Genomic DNA, 18,138 nt, shown 5'->3' with positions numbered 1-18,138 from the left:
CGGTTTCGGTCCGGATACGGGCGTTCCCGTTCGTTCGGCCCGTCGGGCCCGGCACGCACCCCCGTCTCGCGGGCTTCTCGTACGGCTGTCCGGCCCGTGCCCCGCCCCTGCCGGAAGCCCAAGAGGCCCCGCCGCAGGGGACGTTCGGCACCTGGGCCCGCTGCCCCGTGCGGGTGAGGCTGGTGCGGACGCACGGCAGGCTCGTACAGGGGAGGTGCCATGGAGGCTTCCACCGTCGCCTCGCTGTCCGCGCTGCGCACCGCACACGAGCGGTTCATGACCTCGCCCGGAGCGCCGCCGGCGGGCCGGGCCCTGGTGGCCGACTCGTGGCGGCGCTGCGCGGCCCGCGGCGTACGGCCCGACGGCAGCGGACTGCCGCCCCTGCGGGGCACCCGTGCCGAGCTGGACGACTACCGGCTGACCCACCCGCTCGTCGCCGTACTGCCCCTGTTCCGGGAGCTGCTGGGCGCCGGTGCGGCGGACGACGGGCATGTGTTCGCGGTCGGCGACGCCGACGGGACGCTGCTGTGGGTCGAGGGCGACGCCGCGACCGTGGGCCGGGCCGAGCGGATGCGCTTCGTCGAGGGCGCCGTGTGGTCGGAGCAGCAGGCCGGGACCAACGCCCCCGGTACCGCACTGGAGTTGGGCCGCGCCGTCCAGATCGTGGCGGGCGAGCACTACAGCGCCGCCGTGCACGCCTGGTCGTGCGCCGCCGCCCCGGTACGCGATCCGCGCACCGGACGTGTCCTCGGCGTGGTCGACCTCACCGGCGGCAGCACCATCGCCACCCCTCCCGCCCTGGCCGCGGTGCGCGCGGCGGCGCTGGCGGCCGAGGCCGAGCTCGCCCGTACGCCGGCCGCGCGCCTGGTCCCCGACGGGCGGGTCCCGCACGCCGGGGCGACGCCGGTGCCCGCCGCACGGCTGTGGGCGCTGGGCCGGGACCGCGCCGTGCTGGAGTGCGCCGACCGGGTGCGGCACCTCAGCCCGCGGCACAGCGAGATCGTGCTGACGCTGACCCTGGCCGGCCGGGGCGTGACCGGCGACCGCCTCGCGGTGGACCTGTCGGAGCGCGAGATACCGCCCTCGACCCTGCGCGCCGAGATGACCCGGCTGCGTGCCGTGCTGGGACCCGATCTGCTCGGGTCGCGGCCGTACACGTTGCTCCGCCCGGTGCGCACCGACTTCGGGGACGTCGAGTCGCTGCTCGCCGAGGGACGGGCGGCCGAGGCGCTCACCCGCTACGCCGGTCCGCTGCTGCCGCGCTCTCAGGCGCCGCTCGTGGTGGAGCGACGGCGTTCCCTGGAGCAGCAGTTGCGCGGCGCCGTCCTGGGCAGCGGCGATCCGGGGCTGCTGCGCCGCTGGGTGGGCACGGACGCGGGAGCCGACGACGTCTCCGCCTGGGCGGCGCTTGCCAGGACCCTGCCGGGCGGCTCACCGCAGCGCGCCGCCGCCGCGGCCCGCGCGCACGCACTGGACATCGGCCTGGCCGTCCCGCCACAGGTGGGGCGGCATGCAGCGCTGTTGCAGCGTTCCGGCTCCTAACGTGCCCAGCATCACCCGATCGTCGAGACCGGCAATGATCCGAAAGGGGACGGTCATGAAGTACGAGCCTCCGGGGAGGCCGGGCAGCCCGGTCGACGTCGCGCCCCGGTACGAGAACTTCATCGGCGGCAAGTGGCAGGCACCCACCACGGGCCAGTACACGCCCAACCTGTGCCCCGCCACCGCCAAGCCCATCTGTGAGGTCCCGAAGTCCGGGGCCGCCGACATCGAACTCGCCCTGGACGCCGCGCACGCCGCCAAGGACAAGTGGGGCGAGGCGTCCACCACCGAGCGCGCCGCGGTGCTGAACAAGGTGGCCGACGCCATCGACGCCCACCGCGAGGAACTCGCCGTCGCCGAGAGCTGGGAGAACGGCAAGCCGGTCCGCGAGACCCTGGCCGCCGACATCCCGCTCGCCGCCGACCACTTCCGCTACTTCGCGGCCGCGATCCGCGCCCAGGAGAGCGAGATCACCGAGATCGACAAGGAGACGATCGCCTACCACTTCCACGAGCCGCTGGGCGTGGTCGGCCAGATCATCCCCTTCAACTTCCCGCTGCTGATGGCCGCGTGGAAGCTCGCCCCGGCCCTCGCCGCCGGAAACGCCACGGTGATCAAGCCGGCCTCCCCGACCCCGTGGTCGATCCTGAAGCTGATGGAGGTCATCGGCGACCACGTGCCCGCGGGCGTCCTCAACGTCGTCAACGGCCCCGGCGCCGAGATCGGCAAGGCGCTGGCCACCAACAAGCGCATCGCCAAGGTCGCCTTCACCGGCGAGACCACCACCGGCCGCCTGATCATGCAGTACGCGTCCCAGAACATCATCCCGGTCACGCTGGAGCTGGGCGGCAAGTCGCCGAACATCTTCTTCAACGACGTGGCCGCGGCCGACGACGACTTCCTCGACAAGGCTGTCGAAGGACTCGTGCTCTACGCGTTCAACAAGGGCGAGGTCTGCACCTGCCCCTCCCGCGCGCTGATCCAGGAGGACATCTACGAGGAGTTCATGGGCCGCTGCCTGGAGCGGATCCGCGCCATCAAGCAGGGCGACCCGCTCGACACCGACACCATGATCGGCCCGCAGGTCTCCAGGCAGCAGGTCGAGAAGATCGCGTCGTACGTCGAGATCGGCCTGAAGGAGGGCGCCGAACTGCTGGTCGGCGGTCACCGTCCGGCTGTCGGCGCGGAGTTCGAGGACGGCTACTTCTTCGAGCCGACCGTCCTCAAGGGCCACAACAGGATGCGGGTCTTCCAGGAGGAGATCTTCGGACCCGTCCTCGCCGTCACCACCTTCAAGGACGAGGCGGAGGCCCTGGAGATCGCCAACGACACGCTGTACGGCCTCGGCGCCGGCGTGTGGAGCCGCGACACCGGCCGCACCTACCGGATGGGCCGCGCCATCAAGGCCGGCCGCGTCTGGACCAACTGCTACCACCAGTACCCGGCGGGCGCCGCGTTCGGTGGCTACAAGGTCTCCGGCATCGGCCGCGAGACGCACAAGATGATGCTCGAGCACTACAGCCAGACCAAGAACCTCCTGGTCAGCTACGGCACCAAGCCGCTCGGGCTGTTCTAGGGGGTATCGGACATGCCCGGACACGCCCACGACGACACCGCCGGGCGCGTCACCGTCACCGAGGCGGCGCGCGAGGCCATCGCGGCCCTGCGCGCCGCCCACGGGGGACCGGTGATGTTCGTCCAGTCCGGCGGATGCTGCGACGGCAGCGACCCGATGTGCTTCCCGGCCGGCGAACTCGCCCTGGGGGAGGGGGACCTGCTGCTGGGCGTCGTGGACGGCTGCACCTTCCACATCGACGCGGACCTGTACGAGGCGCTCGGCCGCCCGCGCCTCGTCCTGGACGTCGCCCCCGGCACGCCGGGCGGATTCTCCCTCGCAGCCGGGGACGGGCTGCACTTCGTCAGCCGGGTCAACCCGCCCGGAAACGTACCGAGTTGAGGAGCGAAACATGAAGGCAGCGGTCGTCACCGACTTCGGCAAGCCCCTGGAGATCCAGGACCTGCCCGTCCCCGAGCCCGGCCCCGGCCAGGTACTCGTCCGCATGGAGGCATCCGGCCTCTGCCACACCGACATCCACGCCGCCCACGGCGACTGGCCGGTCAAGCCGCGGCCGCCGTTCGTCCCCGGCCACGAGGGCATCGGCCCCGTCCGGGCCGTCGGCGCCGGCGTCTCCGAGGACCTGATCGGCAAGCGGGTCGCCGTCCCGTGGCTCGGCTCCTCCTGCGGCTCCTGCCGCTACTGCGTCTCCGGCTGGGAGACCCTGTGCGAGAGCCAGGTCAACTCCGGGTACTCCGTGGACGGGTGCTACGCCGAGTACGCCGTCGCGAACGCGGGCGCGGTCGTCCATGTGCCCGAGGGTGTGTCCTCCTTCGACGCGGCGCCCCTGACCTGCGCGGGCGTCACCACCTACAAGGCCATCAAGGTCGCCCACGTGCAGCCGGCCGAACGCGTCGCCGTCTTCGGCATCGGCGGCCTCGGCCACCTGGCCCTGCAGTACGCGCGACTGGTCGGCGGCTTCGTCACCGCCGTCGACCTCGAACCGGACAAGCTCGGCCTGGCCCACCGGCTCGGCGCCGACGAGATCGTCAACGCCCGCACCCACGACCCGGTCGAGGAGATCAAGAAGGCCGGCGGCGCGGACGTGGCCGTCGTACTCGCCGCCGCACCCAAGGCGTTCGAGCAGGCGTACCGGTCCCTCAACCGGGGCGGGCGCCTGGTCATGGTCGCGCTGCCCGCCGACAACGCGGCGATCAACGTGCCGATCTTCGAGACCGTGCTCGGCGGGATCTCCGTGATCGGCTCCATCGTCGGCACCCGCCAGGACCTGACCGAGGTGTTCGCGCTGCACGCCGCCGGACGCACCCAGGTGATCGCCGAACCGCGACGCCTGGAACAGGTCAACGACTCCTTCGACGAGGTCCTCGGCGGACGGGCCGAAGCCCGGCTCGTCTTCGAGTTCTGAGGCCCGGCACCCACCGGGACACAGGGAGAGGCAGCAGATCATGGCAACCGTCACCGTAGGCGCCGCACGGGAGCGGGCACCCGGCGAACGCCGGGTCGCCCTCGTCCCCGAGGCCGTCACCCTCCTGCGCCGGGCCGGACTCGACGTGCTGATCGAGACCGGCGCGGGCGCCGGCGCCTGGTTCACCGACGCCGACTACACGGCCGTGGGCGCACGTGTCGTGCCCCCCGACGAGCTGTACGCCCGCGCGGACGCCGTCCTGTGCGTCGGCCCGCCGGACGAGGAGACCGCGACCGCACTGCGCTCCGGACAGACCCTGATCGGCCTGCTCGAACCGCTGCGGCACCCGGCCCTCGTGCAGGACCTGACCGAGCGCGGCATCCGCACGGTGAGCCTGGACCTGCTGCCCCGCACCCTCAGCCGCGCCCAGTCCATGGACGCGCTGACCTCCCAGGCCAACGTCGCCGGCTACAAGGCGGCCCTGCTCGCGGCCGACTCCTACGACCGCTTCTTCCCGATGCTGACCACCGCGGCGGGCACCATGCGCCCGGCGCAGGTCCTCGTCCTCGGCGCCGGCGTGGCCGGGCTCCAGGCGATCGCCACCGCCCGCCGCCTCGGCGCCGTCGTCACGGCGTACGACGTACGCCCCGAGTCGAGAGGGGAGGTGGAGTCTCTCGGCGCCCGATTCCTCGACACAGCGCGCCTGCCAGGCACGGGATCGGGCGCCGGCCGGGGCGGCTACGCACGCGAGCTGACCGAGGAGGAACAGCGGGCCCAGCGCGAGGCTCTCGACACGACCATCGCCCGCAGCGACATCGTCATCACCACGGCCCAAGTGCCGGGCCGCAAACCGCCGTTGCTGGTGACGGCGGCCGTGCTCGCGCGGATGGCGCCCGGTTCGGTCGTCGTCGACGTCGCCGCGAGCGACCTCGGCGGCAACGTCGAGGGCACCGAACCCGACAAGACCGACGTCCTCGACAACGGAGTCACCCTCATCGGCGCCGGACGCCTGCCGTCCGCCATGGCGACCGCCGCGTCCACGGCGTACGCCCGCAACCTCGTCGCCGTCGTGCGCCACCTCGTGCGCGACGGCGAGATCGTCCTCGATCCGGCCGACGAGATCACGGCCGCGCTCATGGGAGGAGAACTGTCGTGAACAACCTCGATCTCCTCACCGCCATCACCGTGTTCGTGCTGAGCGTCCTCGTCGGCGTCGAGGTCATCAGCAAGGTCCCGGCCACCCTGCACACCCCGCTGATGTCCGGCTCCAACTCGGTGCACGGCATCGTCGTCATCGGCGCCATGCTGATCGCCGCCGAGTCCCACACCTGGCTCGGCCACGTCCTCGCCTTCGTGGCGATGGCGTTCGGAGCGATGAACGTCGTCGGCGGCTATGTCGTCACCGACCGGATGCTGGAGATGTTCAAGGCCAGGCCGGCGACAGAGAAGAAGCCGATCACCGAGGAAGTGCCGATCACAGAGAAGAAGGCGTGAGTGCCATGGACAACGTCTCCAACGCCGTCCACTACATCTTTCTCGCCGCGGCCGCCTGCTTCGTGATCGGCCTGCACCTGATGAACCATCCGCGCACCGCCCGCCGCGGCAACACCCTCTCGGCCGGGGCGATGGCCGTCGCGATCGCCGCCACCTTCTGGCTGGTGGCCGACGAGGGCACGATCAGCCGCACCGGGTGGCTCGTGCTGGGCACCGGCGGGCTGGTCGGCGCGGCACTCGGCCTGTGGGCCGCGCGCGGGGTGCGGATGACCGCCATGCCCCAACTGGTCAGCCTCTTCAACGCCGTCGGCGGCGGCGCGGCGGCCCTCATCGCCGTCAACGACCTGCTCCAGGCCGACGACGCCGCCCTGCTGGGCGCGCGGGTCTCCCTGCCGGGCGGGCTGGACATCGTCATCGGCGCGGTCACCTTCTCCGGCTCGCTGATCGCGGCGGGCAAGCTGCAAGGAGTCGTGTCCGGCGCGCCGGTGGTCTTCCCGGGTGCGCGGCTGCTCAACGTCCTGCTGCCCGCGTCCTTCGTCGCCGGCACGGTGTGGCTGGTGCTGGCCCCCGACTCCCGTGTGGCGCTGTACGGACTGGTGGCCGTGGCGCTGCTCTTCGGCGTGACGATGGTGCTGCCGATCGGCGGCGCCGACATGCCGGTGGTCATCGCCCTGCTGAACGCCTTCACGGGGTCGGCGGTCGCGATGGCGGGCTTCGTACTCGACGAGACGGCGCTCATCATCGCGGGCATGCTGGTCAGCGCCTCGGGCGGCATCCTCACCAAGCTCATGGCCGACGCCATGAACCGCTCCGTGGCCAACATCGTGATCGGCGGCTTCGGCACCGGCGACAGCGCACCCGCGGCGGCCGGATCCGGGGCGCCCGTCCAGGTGCGGTCGGTCTCCGCGGACGACGTGGCGATCCAGCTGGCGTACGCGCGCAAGGTCATCTTCGTCCCGGGCTACGGCCTCGCCGCCGCACAGGCCCAGCACGAACTCGGCGACCTGGCCAAGCTGCTGACCGACCACGGCGTGGACGTCAGCTACGCCGTCCACCCGGTCGCGGGCCGCATGCCGGGGCACATGAACGTGCTGCTGGCCGAGGCCAACGTGCCGTACCCGCAGCTCAAGGAGATGGACGACGTCAACCCCGAGTTCGCGCAGGCGGACGTGGCGTTGGTGATCGGCGCGAACGACGTGACCAACCCCGTCGCCCGCAAGCCCGGCAACGCCATCTCGGGCATGCCGATCCTGGACGTCGACAAGGCCAGGAGCATCGTCGTCATCAAGCGCTCCATGGGCCACGGCTACGCGGGCATCGACAACGAGCTCTACACCAACCCGAAGACCGGGATGTTCTTCTCCGACGCGAAGAAGGGACTCGGTGAACTGAAGGCAGCGGTGGGGGAGTTCGTCGGCTGAACCCGGCACGGCACGCGCGGTGCCGTATGGCCCACCTGCCAGGGACCATACGGCACTTGGGGAGCACCGGTGCGCGGGCGTTGGCTGGAAGGGGCGAAGGAGGCTGCGATGAACCGGATCTGCTCAAGGTGTTCCTGCGGGACGACGAGGACATCGCCGAGGAGGTACGCCGGGAGGTCGTCTCCTCTCTGTTCCCGGAGCCGCTCTGGCCGATCCGGGTGGAGGTGCGGGCCGGTGTCGTCACCCTCACCGGCCGAATCCCGGACACCATGCTCGTGCCGGTCGCCAAGCGCCTGACGCGAGCCGTGGAGGGGGTGGTGGACGTGGCCTGCGCGCTCATGGGCCCGTCCCTGCGCCCGAACCTCTCGGACGCCGAAGAGACGTCCCGGGCCGCCGGGGGCCGAAAGGCCTCCTGACACCGAAAGGGGGTGTCGACCCATGGCGGAAGAGCGTCGGACGCCACCTCGCACACGGCCGCCGAGGTTGGGGCTCTGGCGGTGGCGGCGCAACCCCCTGCGGCGCCGCAGCGACGTGGTCGAGGCCTGGATCGTGCTCGTCGGCTGGACGGTCGCCCTGATCGGCGGCCTGCTCGCGGGGCAGGCGGTGGCGGCATCGGTGGACCACACCCTCGCGGCACGGCGCGCGGAGGCGCACCCCGTCTCGGCCGTACTGACCCAGGACGCGTCGGCGGACTCCTCCCTGGCGGCGGTCGAGACCGGTGACGACCGGGTGTGGGTGAAGGTGCGCTGGACCGCCGCCGACGGGTCGGCGCACACGGGCCGGGCGAAGGCCGATCCCGGCACGACGGCGGGCTCCGCGGTCCCCGTGTGGACCGACCGCACGGGCGCGCTGGTCGCCGAACCGGCCTCGGCGACACAGGCACGGCTCCAGGCGGCACTGGCCGGTGTCCTGGCCACGGCGGGCGCCGGAGCGGGTGCGCTGACGTGCACATGGCTCGTGCGCGGTCGGTTGGTCCGGAGGCGTATGGCGGAGTGGGCCGAGGAGTGGGAGCGGGTCGGCCCGCGGTGGAGGAAGCGGATGTTCGGCTGACGGGGACCGGACGGTCCGCGAGGCGGAGGTCTCTCGCCCCGATCCGGGGGCGCCACGGTACCTCAGCCGTCGCCGGTGGCAGCCTCCGGGAGGACGGTGACGCGCAGCTGGTCGCCCTTGCCGCGAACGGGCCGTCCAGGGAGACGGACGACCATCGTCACGGTGTCCTGGCCGACCTTGGCGGTCGCGGACGCCATGACCTCTCCCCTCCCCGAAGCTCCCCTCGCACCCCCGGCCCGCTCCTGCGCGCATCGCGCTCGGCAGCCCCTCCAGGGCCCTGCCGGACAGGCCACGCGCCCTGTGCCGGGGAGACCGCGTGGAGGCGTTCCGGGGCCTTCGGCCCATGGCGTGTCCACGCCGACAGGGGGTGCGATGCGCTTGAGGGCGCGGGAATGGAAAGGGCGGGGACGGGAAGGACGTCACCCGCTTCTCGCGGATCCTGATTGCGCGGTGAGCGTCCCAGAGCCGCTGCCCCGCGTCCTGTCGGGTCCTTCCCGTCACATCCAGCACACCACGAGGACCACGCCCGCGACAGGGCCGATCGGCCCTCATGCACCGGCTCGTACACCGGGTCGGCCCGACGGTCGTCCACGGCGATGTCGGCCGCCCGGGACCGGTCCCCGGTCGTCGACCTGACCATGGGCACGGGAGGGCTCCCGAGTGGGTCAAGTCAGCATCGGGCGACGGCTGTCCGGGAGCCTCGGCGGTCGGTCGGGAAGCGCGGCCGAAGAAAGGGGCGCTGGTGGCACGGAACGAACGGGTCATCGCCGGGCGGTACCGGCTGCGGCAGCGGCTGGGCTCCGGGGGCGGAGGCGACGTGTGGCTGGCCGAGGACGAGGAACTCCGGGTCCGGGTCGCCGTCAAGGAGATCGACGTACCGCACGAGCGGACCGGACCCGGCGGCGACGACCCCGCCGCCCGGGGCCGCAAGGAGGCGCTGAAGGCGGCGCAGCTGCGTGAGCACCCGCATGTGATCACGGTGTACGACGTGGTGGAGGACGACGGCCGTCCGTGGATCGTGATGGAGTACCTGCCGGGCACACGGGATCTGCGCGCCGCCGTCGAGGAGCGCGGCGCGCTGCCGAGCGAGGAGGTGGCCGGGATCGGGACGGCCGCCCTGGACGCCCTGTGCGCCGGGCACCGGCTCGGCATCATCCACCGCGATGTGAAGCCGTCCAACATCCTGCTGGCGCCGGACCGTTCGGGCGCCGCCGACCGGCGGGTCCTGCTCACGGACTACGGCATCTCGCTGTGGCCGCGCGAGACCCGGGTCACCCAGAGCGGCATGGTGGTCGGCACCCCGGGGTTCCTGGCGCCGGAGCGGCTGTCCGGCGGCGAGGCGACGCCCGCGACCGACCTGTTCTCGCTCGGCGTGACCCTCTACTTCGCCGTCGAGGGCGTCTCCCCGTTCGAGCGGGACACGCTGGACGCCTCCCTGATGGCGGCGCTGACCACCGAACCCGCCGTGCCCCAGCGGGCGAGCGAGCCCCTGAACCGCGTGATCATGGGGCTGCTGGCCAAGGACCCGGCGAACCGTACGCAGGCGGAACGGGCGCGCGAACTGCTCGCTGAGGCCGCGGATTGCGGTGGCGCCGCCGGCCCGGCGGCTCTGCCCCCGCTCACCGGATCGGGGCAGTCCGCGGACGCCGGTGCACCCACGGGTCCGGGTCTGTCCGAGCCCCGGCAGCCCGGCGGCGCCACGACACGGCCCACCCCCTCCCCGCTCTCCTGGAGGGACCGCGCCCGGCGCGCCACGGGCTCCGCTCGCCGGATGCCGGGCCGGCGCACCCCCGTGCTGCTGGCCCTCGCCGCCGTACTGTTCGGGGCCGGCGGCTTCGCGCTCGGCGCCGTCACCCAGCGGGACGGGGCCGAGGAGCGGCAGGGCGCCGCGAAGGTGGCCGCGACCCCCTCCCCGACGGTGACCCGCAGCACCTACCCGTACGGCCGTCAGGCGGGCCTGCGCCAGGAGCTGACGCCGGGGCAGTGCGTCGACGCCGACTGGAAGGGCGGGGAGTTCGAGGGGCGGCCCGGGCTGAAGGGCCGTGACTGCTACGACGACGATCCCGAGGGGCAGGTCATCGCGACCGTCGGGGCCGGTGACGCCGCCGGGGGATCCGGTGCACAGGCGATACGGGACGAGTGCGCCCGGCGCACCGCGGAGCTGCGCAAGACCATGGCCGACCCGGTGCTGTACGTCCTCACCCCCGAGCCGGGACAGAGCGAGCCGCCCGCCGCGGCCTGTGTGCTGTTCCTGAGGCACGCCACGCTCGGCGGCCCGATCGGCGACTTCCGCAAGTTCGGCGACGAGGTGTACATCACCCAGCTCGGCCCGGGCGACTGCATCGACGTCAAGGAGCACGACGACGGCTCCTACACCAAGACCCTGGTGAGCTGCGACGATCCGCATGACGAGCAGCTCGTCGGCTGGACCCGGGCCTCCGGCGACAGCTCGGCCGACAGCGTCGACACCGGCGCCCTCTGTGAGGAGAAGTACGGGGTCAACTGGGCCCGCGGCAAGGGGCACGAGATGTGGGGCTGGTATTCCTCGGACGAGGAGTGGGACGCCGGATTCCGCGAGGTGCTGTGCAGCGTGGGCCGGGAGGACGGCGGGAAGCTTCCCGCGGGAGCGCTGAAATCGGCGTACTGACTCCCGTGCGGGTGCCGCCTCGGCCGGGCGACCGACCGGTTTGGGGAGGGGTCCCGTGCAAGGCGCGGACACTGGTCAGGACGCCGTGCGTCCGCCGAACGACTTCGAACCGAACAAGCCCATGAACCGAGGAGACCAGCGATGCCCCTCTCCGCCAGCCTCGCGCGTGGTGTCGCGCCCGGCACGCCCGGGACCCTGCACGCCCGTACGGTCACCGGTGAACTCAGCGCCCCGCCCCGCCCGGGGCTGACGGTCCGCTTCGGGCGCGGTGAGAAGCCCGATGTGGACCTGGGCGTCGGCGTGGACGACCTGCGAGTGAGCCGCCGCCACGGTGAGTTGACGTACCGTCAGGGAATGTGGTGGCTGCGCAACACCGGGCAGCAGCTCGTCCGGCTGCCACGCGGCCAGATGATGCACCTCGCCACCGAGCCGATCCCGCTCGCCACCGGCTACACCCCGCTGTTCGTGAAGGGCTCCGGCTACCGCGAGCACCTGGTCGAGCTGTATGTGGCCGGCCACGACGACCAGGGGCCGGTGTCGCGCCGGCAGGCCGAGACCATCCGACCGGAGACCTGGGCGCTCGACGACGACGAACGGCTGCTCCTGGTCATCCTCGGCCAGCGGTATCTGCTGTACGAGGAGGAACCGCGGCCCATGACCTACGCCGTGGCCGCCAAGCAGCTCAAGTACCTGCGCCCGGACGACAACTGGACCGAGCGCAGGATCGAGCACCGCATCGAGGTCGTACGCCACCGCCTGCACCGCACCGGCTTCCGGTACCCCCTGCTGCACGACAAGTCACAGGGCCGCCCCGGCGACAACAGCCTGCTGCACAACCTGATCAAGGGGCTCGTCGAGTCGACGACGCTCGTGCCGCCGGACCTGGACCTGATGGAGGACGACGCGCCCTGGCCCGAGTAGCCGGCGGCCCCTGGATCAGCCCCCGGTCATCGCGCCCGGAGTGCGGCGGCGGCCGAGGCCGCGAGCTTCTGCGCCATCCCGCACAGCTCGTCCGCGGGCCGCTGCCCGGCGACATCCAGGCGCACCATCTCCGCGGCGGTCTCGGCGTTCTGGCCGCTGTAGCGGCGGTACTCGACGAAGGCCGAGCAGCTGTCGCCGTCGTCGTCCGGTTCGACCACGGTGCGATAGCCGCTGAACGTGTGGGCCGTACCGTCCGCCGCGGACTTGGGCTGGTCGCGGAAGAAGGCCACCTCGGCGTCCAGTTCGTCGATGCCGCTGGACCACTCGCAGCTCCAGTTCGCCACGCCCTCGTCCGGCACGTCCACCTTGAGGCCGGGCACCGCGGACAGCGCCTTGGCGTCGAGCAGTTCGCAGGCGTTCGCCCAGGCCAGCGAGGCGCGCGGGTAGGCCGGCGAACGGCGCGGCAGCGGACCCCGGTCGAGGACCTCGGCCGCGCTGACGGCGGCCTTGTCGGCGACCGTGCACAGGGTCGCGGTGCCGCCGGTCACGGAGCCCTTGCCCATGTTGACGCGGACCCCGACCAGCGTGCCCTCGCCGTCGCCGTTGGACGTCAGCAGCAGATTGCACTCGTCGCTCTCCGACTCCTCCTCCCGGATGCCGATCCGCCCGACGGTGCGGGAGGGCTGCGAACCCTCCGGCGGCGAGCCCTTGCGCAGGCGGAGCGAGACGTCGATACGGGTCTTGTCGTCGACGCTCACGAGCATGTCGCAGCGGTCGAAGTTCCCGTAGTCCACGTCCACTTCCCCCTTGCCGAACTGGTCGAGCGCGGCGGGGTCGGCCATGTCGCACACGTCGGCCGTGTGCGGATCGCCGACGAGGGCGTGCGAGGCGTCCCCGTCCCGGAGGCTCTGGCCGGGTCCCGGCGTGGCCTTGCCGTCGGCGCCGTTGCCGTCGCCGGGGAAGACGACCAGCCCCAGGGCCAGCAGGGCACTGATGCCCAGGGCACCCGCGATCACCGGCCGGCGCCACCGTCGGCGCGCGGGGGCGGTGCTGGTGGTGGCCGTGTCCTTGGGCGGCTTCGGCTCGGACCCGGCGATGTCCGCCAGGAGCCGTCCGACCTCGGCGGCGTCGGGGCGTTGCCGGGGGTCGCGGCGCAGCATGGAGGTGAGCACGGGGTAGAGCGGCCCCACCGCGGCGGCGTCCAGCTCGACGACGCCCTGCTCGGCCTTCCAGTGCCGCAGCCGCTCGGCCTCCTCACCGTCCTTCCCCGTCCCCGCGGGGACGTCGTCGTCGGATGCGCCACCGCGCGGCGGCGCTCCGGTGACCAGCGCGTACAGGGTGGTGGCGAGGCAGAACACGTCCGAGGCCGGCCGGGGGACGTTGCCCCGGGCCAGTTCGGGGGCGGCGTAGTCCGGGGTGAAGCTGTACGGGCCGTTGACCGTGATGGTCTCGCTGCCGCCGACCCGGTAGGCGGCGCCGAAGTCCAGTAACTTCGCGGCCCCGTGCCGGGTGAGGCCGATGTTGGCGGGCTTGACGTCGCAGTGCACGACGCCCGCCTCGTGCAGGGCGGCCAGCGCGTCGGCGAGCTCGGCGCCGATGCGGGCCGCCCGCTCGGGGGAGACCGTCGGCTGCCGGTCCAGGCCGCCGCTCGGGACGTACTCCATGACGAACCAGTACGTCTGCGAACCGGGCCCGTCCTTCGCTTCGGTCACCACGTCGTACAGCGTCACGACATGGGGGTGGTCGCGGAACTTGGCCATGGCGCGCGGTTCGCCCAGCAGCCGCCGCAGCGCGGTCTCGCCCTCGCCGTCCGCCCGCTCCGGTTTGAGTGCGACGTCCTGGCCCACCACCGTGTCGTGCGCCAGCCACACGTCACCGCCCCGCCCCGCGCCGATGACCTCTCTGAGGACATAGCGGTCGGCGAACTCCTCCCCGGAACGCACGGAATCTTCCCCCTCGGTCGAGTCCGGAATCACACACGGCCACGGCCCATGGCCGTGCGTATGGGTCGAACCTACTGCGTATGCCGGGCCGCACGCAGTGTCTACCCAGAGCCTTCATCAGTCGCACGCATGCGTAGCCACCGGCCGGGACCGGCAGACCACGGGAGGGGTCCCGAGAAGGGCGCCTACGGTACGCGTCGACCCCTAGGGAGTCGTCTGAAAGTCCCGCACACCCCCAACGGGAGGACCCTCCATGCCCCGCACCCGGACCGTCGTGCTCGCCGGCATCACCGCGGCCGTCTCCACCGCCACGCTCGCCATGTCCGCGCACGCCGGCACCCCGGCGCCGCACGAGCGGGCGGCGGCCGCCCGGTGCGCCGACCCCGCCGACGTCCTCGACCTGACGGACTGGAAGCTGACCCTGCCCACCGGCGACGACGAGGACCCCACCGAGATCACCCAGCCCGAACTGGCGACCTTCTCCGCCGCGCCCTGGTTCCGGGCCGAGTCCGGCTGTGACGCGGTCAGATTCCGGGCCGCCGTCAACGGCGTGACGACGTCCGGCTCCAGCTACCCCCGCTCCGAGCTGCGGGAGATGACCGACGGCGGCGAGGACGAGGCCGCATGGTCCACCACGGACGGCACCCACACCCTCGTGGTCAGGGAGGCGTTCATGACGCTGCCCGAGGAGCGGCCCTACCTGGTCGGCGCCCAGGTCCACGGCGGGGACGACGACGTCACCGTCTTCCGCCTCGAGGGCAGCAAGCTCTACGTCACCGACGGCGACGACCGCCACCACCACCTCGTCACCGACGACTACGAGCTGGGCACCGAGTTCGAGGCCAAGTTCGTGGCCGAGGACGGCGAGATCGACGTCTACTACAACGGCCGGCGCGAGACCACGATCTCGCACGAAGGCGACACCAACTACTTCAAGGCGGGCGCCTACACGCAGGCCAACTGCGACAACTCCGAGCCGTGCGACGACGACAACTACGGCGAGGTCCGCATCTCCCGCATCGAGGTCACCCACACGTGACCCGTGCACGCTCCCGGGAGGGGTCCCGGCAGCGGCGTGTCACGGTGACGGTGACCGAGGCCAGGGAAGGGGCGCGGCGGATGGCGGGGGACACGACCGGCGTGGAGGGGACACTGCTGACCCGTGCGCAGCGGATCAACTCGGCGCTGGTCGTGGACCGCAGGCTGGGCGAGGGCGCCTTCGCCGAGGTGTACCGGGTACGGCACCACATCCTCGGCTGGCAGGCGCTGAAGCTGTTCAAGCACGTCGCCTCGCTGGAGGCGACCTCCAGGCTGTTCGACGAGGCCCGCATCCTCTCCACCCTCGGACACCCCAACATCATCCGGGTGTTCGACGCGGGCACCGTGCAGACCTCCGAGGGGATGCGCGGCTACATCACCATGGAGTACGTGGCGGGCGGCAGCCTGGAGCGGCTGGTCGCCTCGCACTCCGGCGCGGTCCCCGTCGACGAGGCCACGGCCGTACTGCGGCAGGCCGCCGAGGGCCTCGCCGTCGCCCATGAGCGCCAGCACCCGATCGTGCACCGCGACCTGTCGCTGGCGAACGTGCTCATCACCTACGACGAGTCCGGACTGCGGGTGAAGGTCAGCGACTTCGGACTCGCCAAGGAGACCGACCCCGGCACCATGGCGGCCAGCGCCCAGGGCACGGTCGCCTACATGCCGCCGGAGGTGCTGCGCCGGGGCACGGGCTACTCGTGCGCCGGGGACGTCTGGGCGCTGGGCACCATCGCCTACTTCCTGCTCACCGACCACTTCCCGTACAACGGCGGCGACCCGGTGCAGTCCTTCTCCCTGGAGCGGTTCAACCGGCCGCTGCTGCCGCCCAGCGCCTTCAACGACGGAGTGGGGGCCGAACTGGACCGGCTGGTCGTCGACATGCTGCGCGTGGACCCGGCCGACCGGCCCGCCTCGGCCCGCGAGGTCGTCGAACGCGCCGAGGCGCTGCGCCCCCCGGCCGCCGTGAGACCGCCACCGCACGGGGCGGCCTCGGTGGAGCGGTCGGTCGAGGAGCAGGTACGGGCGGCCATCGAGCTCTCCCGGATGCCGGGCCGGCTGGCCGATGCCGCCAACCAGCTCGAAGAGGCCGTCAGCCGCCACCCCCGGCTCCGGGAACGGCACGTGGCACGGCTGATGACGTGGCGCCGGGGGGTGGTCATGTGAAGGGGCCGACACGCCAGGAACGGGCGTACGGGCAGCGGACGTACGGGACGCGGACGTTTGGAGACCGGATGGACAAGACGAGTGCGGGCGGCCGGAGGGGCGAGCCGTCCGCCGCCCGGACCGGCGGCGGGAACCTGTCCCGCTTCACGGATCTGGCCGGGACGCGGCTGTACCGCGACAACGCCTTCGCCGTCACCGGGCTCCCGACGAACGCGCAAGGACGAGCCGTGCGGCAGCACCGGCAGAGGCTGGAGGCCCGCCTCGCGGTCGAGAGCGTCCGGCCCGCGGACCCGGACTCGCCCGTCACGGGCGACTATCGCAAGGACGAAGTCCGGGCCGCGTTCGAGGAGTTCCAGGATCCCCGGCGGCGGCTGGTCGACGAACTCCTGTGGCGGTGGGGCGCGCCCCTGGGATGCGGCTGCCCCGACTCCGTGCACGAGGAGCACGACGAGGCGGTCCGCTTCCACGCGCTGGCGCTCGAGGCGGAGGCCGGCCGCGGCCACGCCACCACGGACGGCCGGGACCTCCTCTGGCAGGGCGCGGCGAGCTGCTGGGGACCGCTGCTGGAGCGCCCCGAGTTCCGCCGGCACATCGCCCACCGGATCGAGGAGCTGGACGACCCGCGGCTGGGCGACCACTCGGTGGACGACTTCCTCGCCGCGCTGCCCGGCCTCCTCGTCTCCCCGTTCCGCGAACTGGCCACCGACCCCGACTTCAGGCCGCGCCTCGCGCAGGTCTGTGCCCGCTGGGCCGAACAGGCGGCGTTCTCGGGGCTGTTCACCGAGCTGTTCGAGGACGCCGTGGAGGAGGCGGTCCAGAAGATCACCGACGGTCTGCGGTCCGTGAACGACAAGAAGGACGCCAAGCATTTCAGGGACGCCGTCCGGGTCGTGCGCAAGGAGGTCCTCCCCGCGTTCGACCGGTTCGGTGACCTCCGGGCCTACGTCGCCGAATGGCGGCACGACGACGTGGCGCACATCGTCGCGGTGGGCGTCGGCAACCTCGCCGTGGCCATGCTGGGGTACTACCAGTTCCACCGGCCGACCGCCGCCGAGAAGAAGACGGTGGTCGAACTCGCGGAGCGGGCGTACGAGATCGCCCCGGAGCGCCATGTGAAGGCGTTCAAGGACAACTGGGACGTCATCTACGAGTGGTCAGCGGGAGTCGTCCACACCCGCACCGCTCCCGACTCCACAGACCGTGCGTGGCCGGGCTGTGTGGTGGCCATCCTCGCCATCAGCGTGCTGGTCGTGCTGTGGCAGGAATACGGCTGGGAAGCGGCGTGGGGCGGCTTCCTGGGCGTGGGCATGGTCGCCCTCGTCGTACAGAAGCTCACGCGGTGGTACGCGCGGATCCGGATGTACAGGGGCAGAAGGAGGTACCGGTGACATCCCGAGTCCACCGACGGGTACGCGAAGTGCGCGCCGCGCTCGGCCAGTTGCGGCACCCGCCCGAGTTCCGCATCCCCCGCCCGCTGCTGCGGCCGGACCAGGCCGAGTGGGCCGCGGCGGTGCTCGCCGACGCCGAGGCAGCCGAGGCCCTCGCGCGGCAGGCCCGCACCCCGCAGGGCGCCGGCACCGACGCGCTGCTCGGGGCCGCCGTCGGCATCTGGCGTGCCCTGCGCAAGCTCGACCAGGGCACCGGCGCCCTGTCCGCGGCCGACCTGCGGCAGGTGCGCCGCCAGGTGCACGCCAGCCGGCAGGCACTCGCCGACGACGGGCTGGAGATCCAGGAGCACGACGGGCTGCCGTTCGACTCCGGACAGTCCCTGGAGGTCCTGGTGTTCCAGGACGAGCCGGAACTGGACCGCGAGGTCGTGCTGGAGACCGTACGGCCGTCGGTCTACTTCCGCGGCGAACGGATCCAGATGGGCCAGGTCATCGTCGGCAGGCCCGCACCCGATCAGCACCCCGGCATCTGACCCAAGGAGAGCGACC

16 protein-coding genes and 1 pseudogene are annotated in these 18,138 nt (G+C 72.5%); 15 read left to right on the top strand and 2 right to left on the bottom strand.

Annotated features, from left to right (window positions below; all coding sequences use genetic code 11):
• Positions 1-219 precede the first annotated feature (219 nt).
• The 9 genes and pseudogenes from IM697_RS28110 to IM697_RS28070 all read left to right on the top strand — a co-directional run bounded on the left by IM697_RS28110 (position 220) and on the right by IM697_RS28070 (position 8,488).
• On the top strand, positions 220-1,542 hold the full coding sequence (locus IM697_RS28110) for a GAF domain-containing protein (protein WP_228044199.1): 1,323 nt from the start codon (positions 220-222) through the stop codon (positions 1,540-1,542).
• Positions 1,543-1,597: 55 nt separating this feature from the next.
• Complete coding sequence (locus IM697_RS28105) at positions 1,598-3,118, top strand: aldehyde dehydrogenase family protein (RefSeq protein ID WP_194038895.1); 1,521 nt, start codon at positions 1,598-1,600, stop codon at positions 3,116-3,118.
• Between the two features lie 12 nt (positions 3,119-3,130).
• On the top strand, positions 3,131-3,499 hold the full coding sequence (locus IM697_RS28100; protein ID WP_194038894.1) for a DUF779 domain-containing protein: 369 nt from the start codon (positions 3,131-3,133) through the stop codon (positions 3,497-3,499).
• Between the two features lie 10 nt (positions 3,500-3,509).
• Positions 3,510-4,523 (top strand): zinc-dependent alcohol dehydrogenase, encoded by a 1,014-nt coding sequence (locus IM697_RS28095; protein WP_194038893.1) that lies wholly within the window; start codon positions 3,510-3,512, stop codon positions 4,521-4,523.
• Positions 4,524-4,563: 40 nt separating this feature from the next.
• Positions 4,564-5,679 carry an NAD(P) transhydrogenase subunit alpha gene (locus tag IM697_RS28090; RefSeq protein WP_194038892.1) on the top strand — a complete coding sequence of 372 codons (1,116 nt, stop codon included), beginning with the start codon at positions 4,564-4,566 and terminating at the stop codon, positions 5,677-5,679.
• A complete protein-coding gene (locus IM697_RS28085) occupies positions 5,676-6,017 on the top strand; it encodes an NAD(P) transhydrogenase subunit alpha part 2 (protein WP_194038891.1) in 342 nt (113 codons plus the stop codon). Before IM697_RS28090 ends, IM697_RS28085 begins: the two co-directional genes overlap by 4 nt.
• A gap of 5 nt (positions 6,018-6,022) precedes the next feature.
• Positions 6,023-7,438 (top strand): NAD(P)(+) transhydrogenase (Re/Si-specific) subunit beta, encoded by a 1,416-nt coding sequence (locus tag IM697_RS28080; protein ID WP_194049901.1) that lies wholly within the window; start codon positions 6,023-6,025, stop codon positions 7,436-7,438.
• A gap of 113 nt (positions 7,439-7,551) precedes the next feature.
• Positions 7,552-7,854: pseudogene (locus tag IM697_RS28075) on the top strand (BON domain-containing protein); the annotation flags it as partial.
• A 22-nt stretch (positions 7,855-7,876) separates the two neighbouring features.
• Complete coding sequence (locus IM697_RS28070; protein ID WP_194038890.1) at positions 7,877-8,488, top strand: Rv1733c family protein; 612 nt, start codon at positions 7,877-7,879, stop codon at positions 8,486-8,488.
• Positions 8,489-8,550: 62 nt separating this feature from the next.
• On the opposite strand, the gene IM697_RS45565 is transcribed toward IM697_RS28070, so the two are convergent.
• Positions 8,551-8,685 (bottom strand): hypothetical protein, encoded by a 135-nt coding sequence (locus tag IM697_RS45565; protein ID WP_265582673.1) that lies wholly within the window; start codon positions 8,683-8,685, stop codon positions 8,551-8,553.
• 545 nt (positions 8,686-9,230) lie between these two features.
• Between IM697_RS45565 and IM697_RS28065 the strand changes: the two genes are divergently transcribed.
• Complete coding sequence (locus IM697_RS28065) at positions 9,231-11,135, top strand: serine/threonine-protein kinase (RefSeq protein ID WP_194038889.1); 1,905 nt, start codon at positions 9,231-9,233, stop codon at positions 11,133-11,135.
• A 141-nt stretch (positions 11,136-11,276) separates the two neighbouring features.
• A complete protein-coding gene (locus tag IM697_RS28060; RefSeq protein ID WP_194038888.1) occupies positions 11,277-12,056 on the top strand; it encodes an FHA domain-containing protein in 780 nt (259 codons plus the stop codon).
• Between the two features lie 26 nt (positions 12,057-12,082).
• On the opposite strand, the gene IM697_RS28055 is transcribed toward IM697_RS28060, so the two are convergent.
• On the bottom strand, positions 12,083-13,999 hold the full coding sequence (locus tag IM697_RS28055) for a serine/threonine-protein kinase (protein WP_194038887.1): 1,917 nt from the start codon (positions 13,997-13,999) through the stop codon (positions 12,083-12,085).
• 253 nt (positions 14,000-14,252) lie between these two features.
• Between IM697_RS28055 and IM697_RS28050 the strand changes: the two genes are divergently transcribed.
• From IM697_RS28050 to IM697_RS28035, 4 genes are all read left to right on the top strand, one after another.
• The gene (locus IM697_RS28050) at positions 14,253-15,038 is read left to right on the top strand and encodes a polysaccharide lyase family 7 protein (RefSeq protein ID WP_194038886.1); all 786 of its coding nucleotides are present in this window, start codon (positions 14,253-14,255) and stop codon (positions 15,036-15,038) included.
• Positions 15,035-16,201 (top strand): serine/threonine-protein kinase, encoded by a 1,167-nt coding sequence (locus IM697_RS28045; protein WP_194038885.1) that lies wholly within the window; start codon positions 15,035-15,037, stop codon positions 16,199-16,201. Before IM697_RS28050 ends, IM697_RS28045 begins: the two co-directional genes overlap by 4 nt.
• A 68-nt stretch (positions 16,202-16,269) precedes the next feature.
• Entirely contained in the window at positions 16,270-17,589 is a 1,320-nt protein-coding gene (locus IM697_RS28040; protein ID WP_194038884.1) for a hypothetical protein, read from the top strand.
• Positions 17,586-18,122 (top strand): hypothetical protein, encoded by a 537-nt coding sequence (locus IM697_RS28035; protein WP_194038883.1) that lies wholly within the window; start codon positions 17,586-17,588, stop codon positions 18,120-18,122. The genes IM697_RS28040 and IM697_RS28035 overlap by 4 nt, the downstream gene beginning before the upstream one ends.
• The last annotated feature ends 16 nt before the right edge of the window (positions 18,123-18,138 follow it).

It is taken from the genome of Streptomyces ferrugineus (assembly GCF_015160855.1).
In the GTDB taxonomy this organism is placed as follows: Bacteria; Actinomycetota; Actinomycetes; order Streptomycetales; family Streptomycetaceae; genus Streptomyces; species Streptomyces ferrugineus.
This window is presented reverse-complemented; position numbering and strand designations above follow the sequence as displayed.

What these genes read in the sequence shown, in the direction of transcription:
- IM697_RS28100 (WP_194038894.1), top strand. Translation starts at nt 3,131, where the DNA reads ATGCCCGGACACGCCCACGACGACACCGCCGGGCGCGTCACCGTCACC.
- IM697_RS28095 (WP_194038893.1), top strand. Translation starts at nt 3,510, where the DNA reads ATGAAGGCAGCGGTCGTCACCGACTTCGGCAAGCCCCTGGAGATCCAG.
- IM697_RS28080 (WP_194049901.1), top strand. Translation starts at nt 6,023, where the DNA reads ATGGACAACGTCTCCAACGCCGTCCACTACATCTTTCTCGCCGCGGCC.
- IM697_RS28090 (WP_194038892.1), top strand. Translation starts at nt 4,564, where the DNA reads ATGGCAACCGTCACCGTAGGCGCCGCACGGGAGCGGGCACCCGGCGAA.
- IM697_RS28060 (WP_194038888.1), top strand. Translation starts at nt 11,277, where the DNA reads ATGCCCCTCTCCGCCAGCCTCGCGCGTGGTGTCGCGCCCGGCACGCCC.
- IM697_RS28105 (WP_194038895.1), top strand. Translation starts at nt 1,598, where the DNA reads ATGAAGTACGAGCCTCCGGGGAGGCCGGGCAGCCCGGTCGACGTCGCG.
- IM697_RS28040 (WP_194038884.1), top strand. Translation starts at nt 16,270, where the DNA reads ATGGACAAGACGAGTGCGGGCGGCCGGAGGGGCGAGCCGTCCGCCGCC.
- IM697_RS28110 (WP_228044199.1), top strand. Translation starts at nt 220, where the DNA reads ATGGAGGCTTCCACCGTCGCCTCGCTGTCCGCGCTGCGCACCGCACAC.
- IM697_RS28070 (WP_194038890.1), top strand. Translation starts at nt 7,877, where the DNA reads ATGGCGGAAGAGCGTCGGACGCCACCTCGCACACGGCCGCCGAGGTTG.
- IM697_RS28050 (WP_194038886.1), top strand. Translation starts at nt 14,253, where the DNA reads ATGCCCCGCACCCGGACCGTCGTGCTCGCCGGCATCACCGCGGCCGTC.
- IM697_RS45565 (WP_265582673.1), bottom strand. Translation starts at nt 8,685, where the DNA reads ATGGCGTCCGCGACCGCCAAGGTCGGCCAGGACACCGTGACGATGGTC.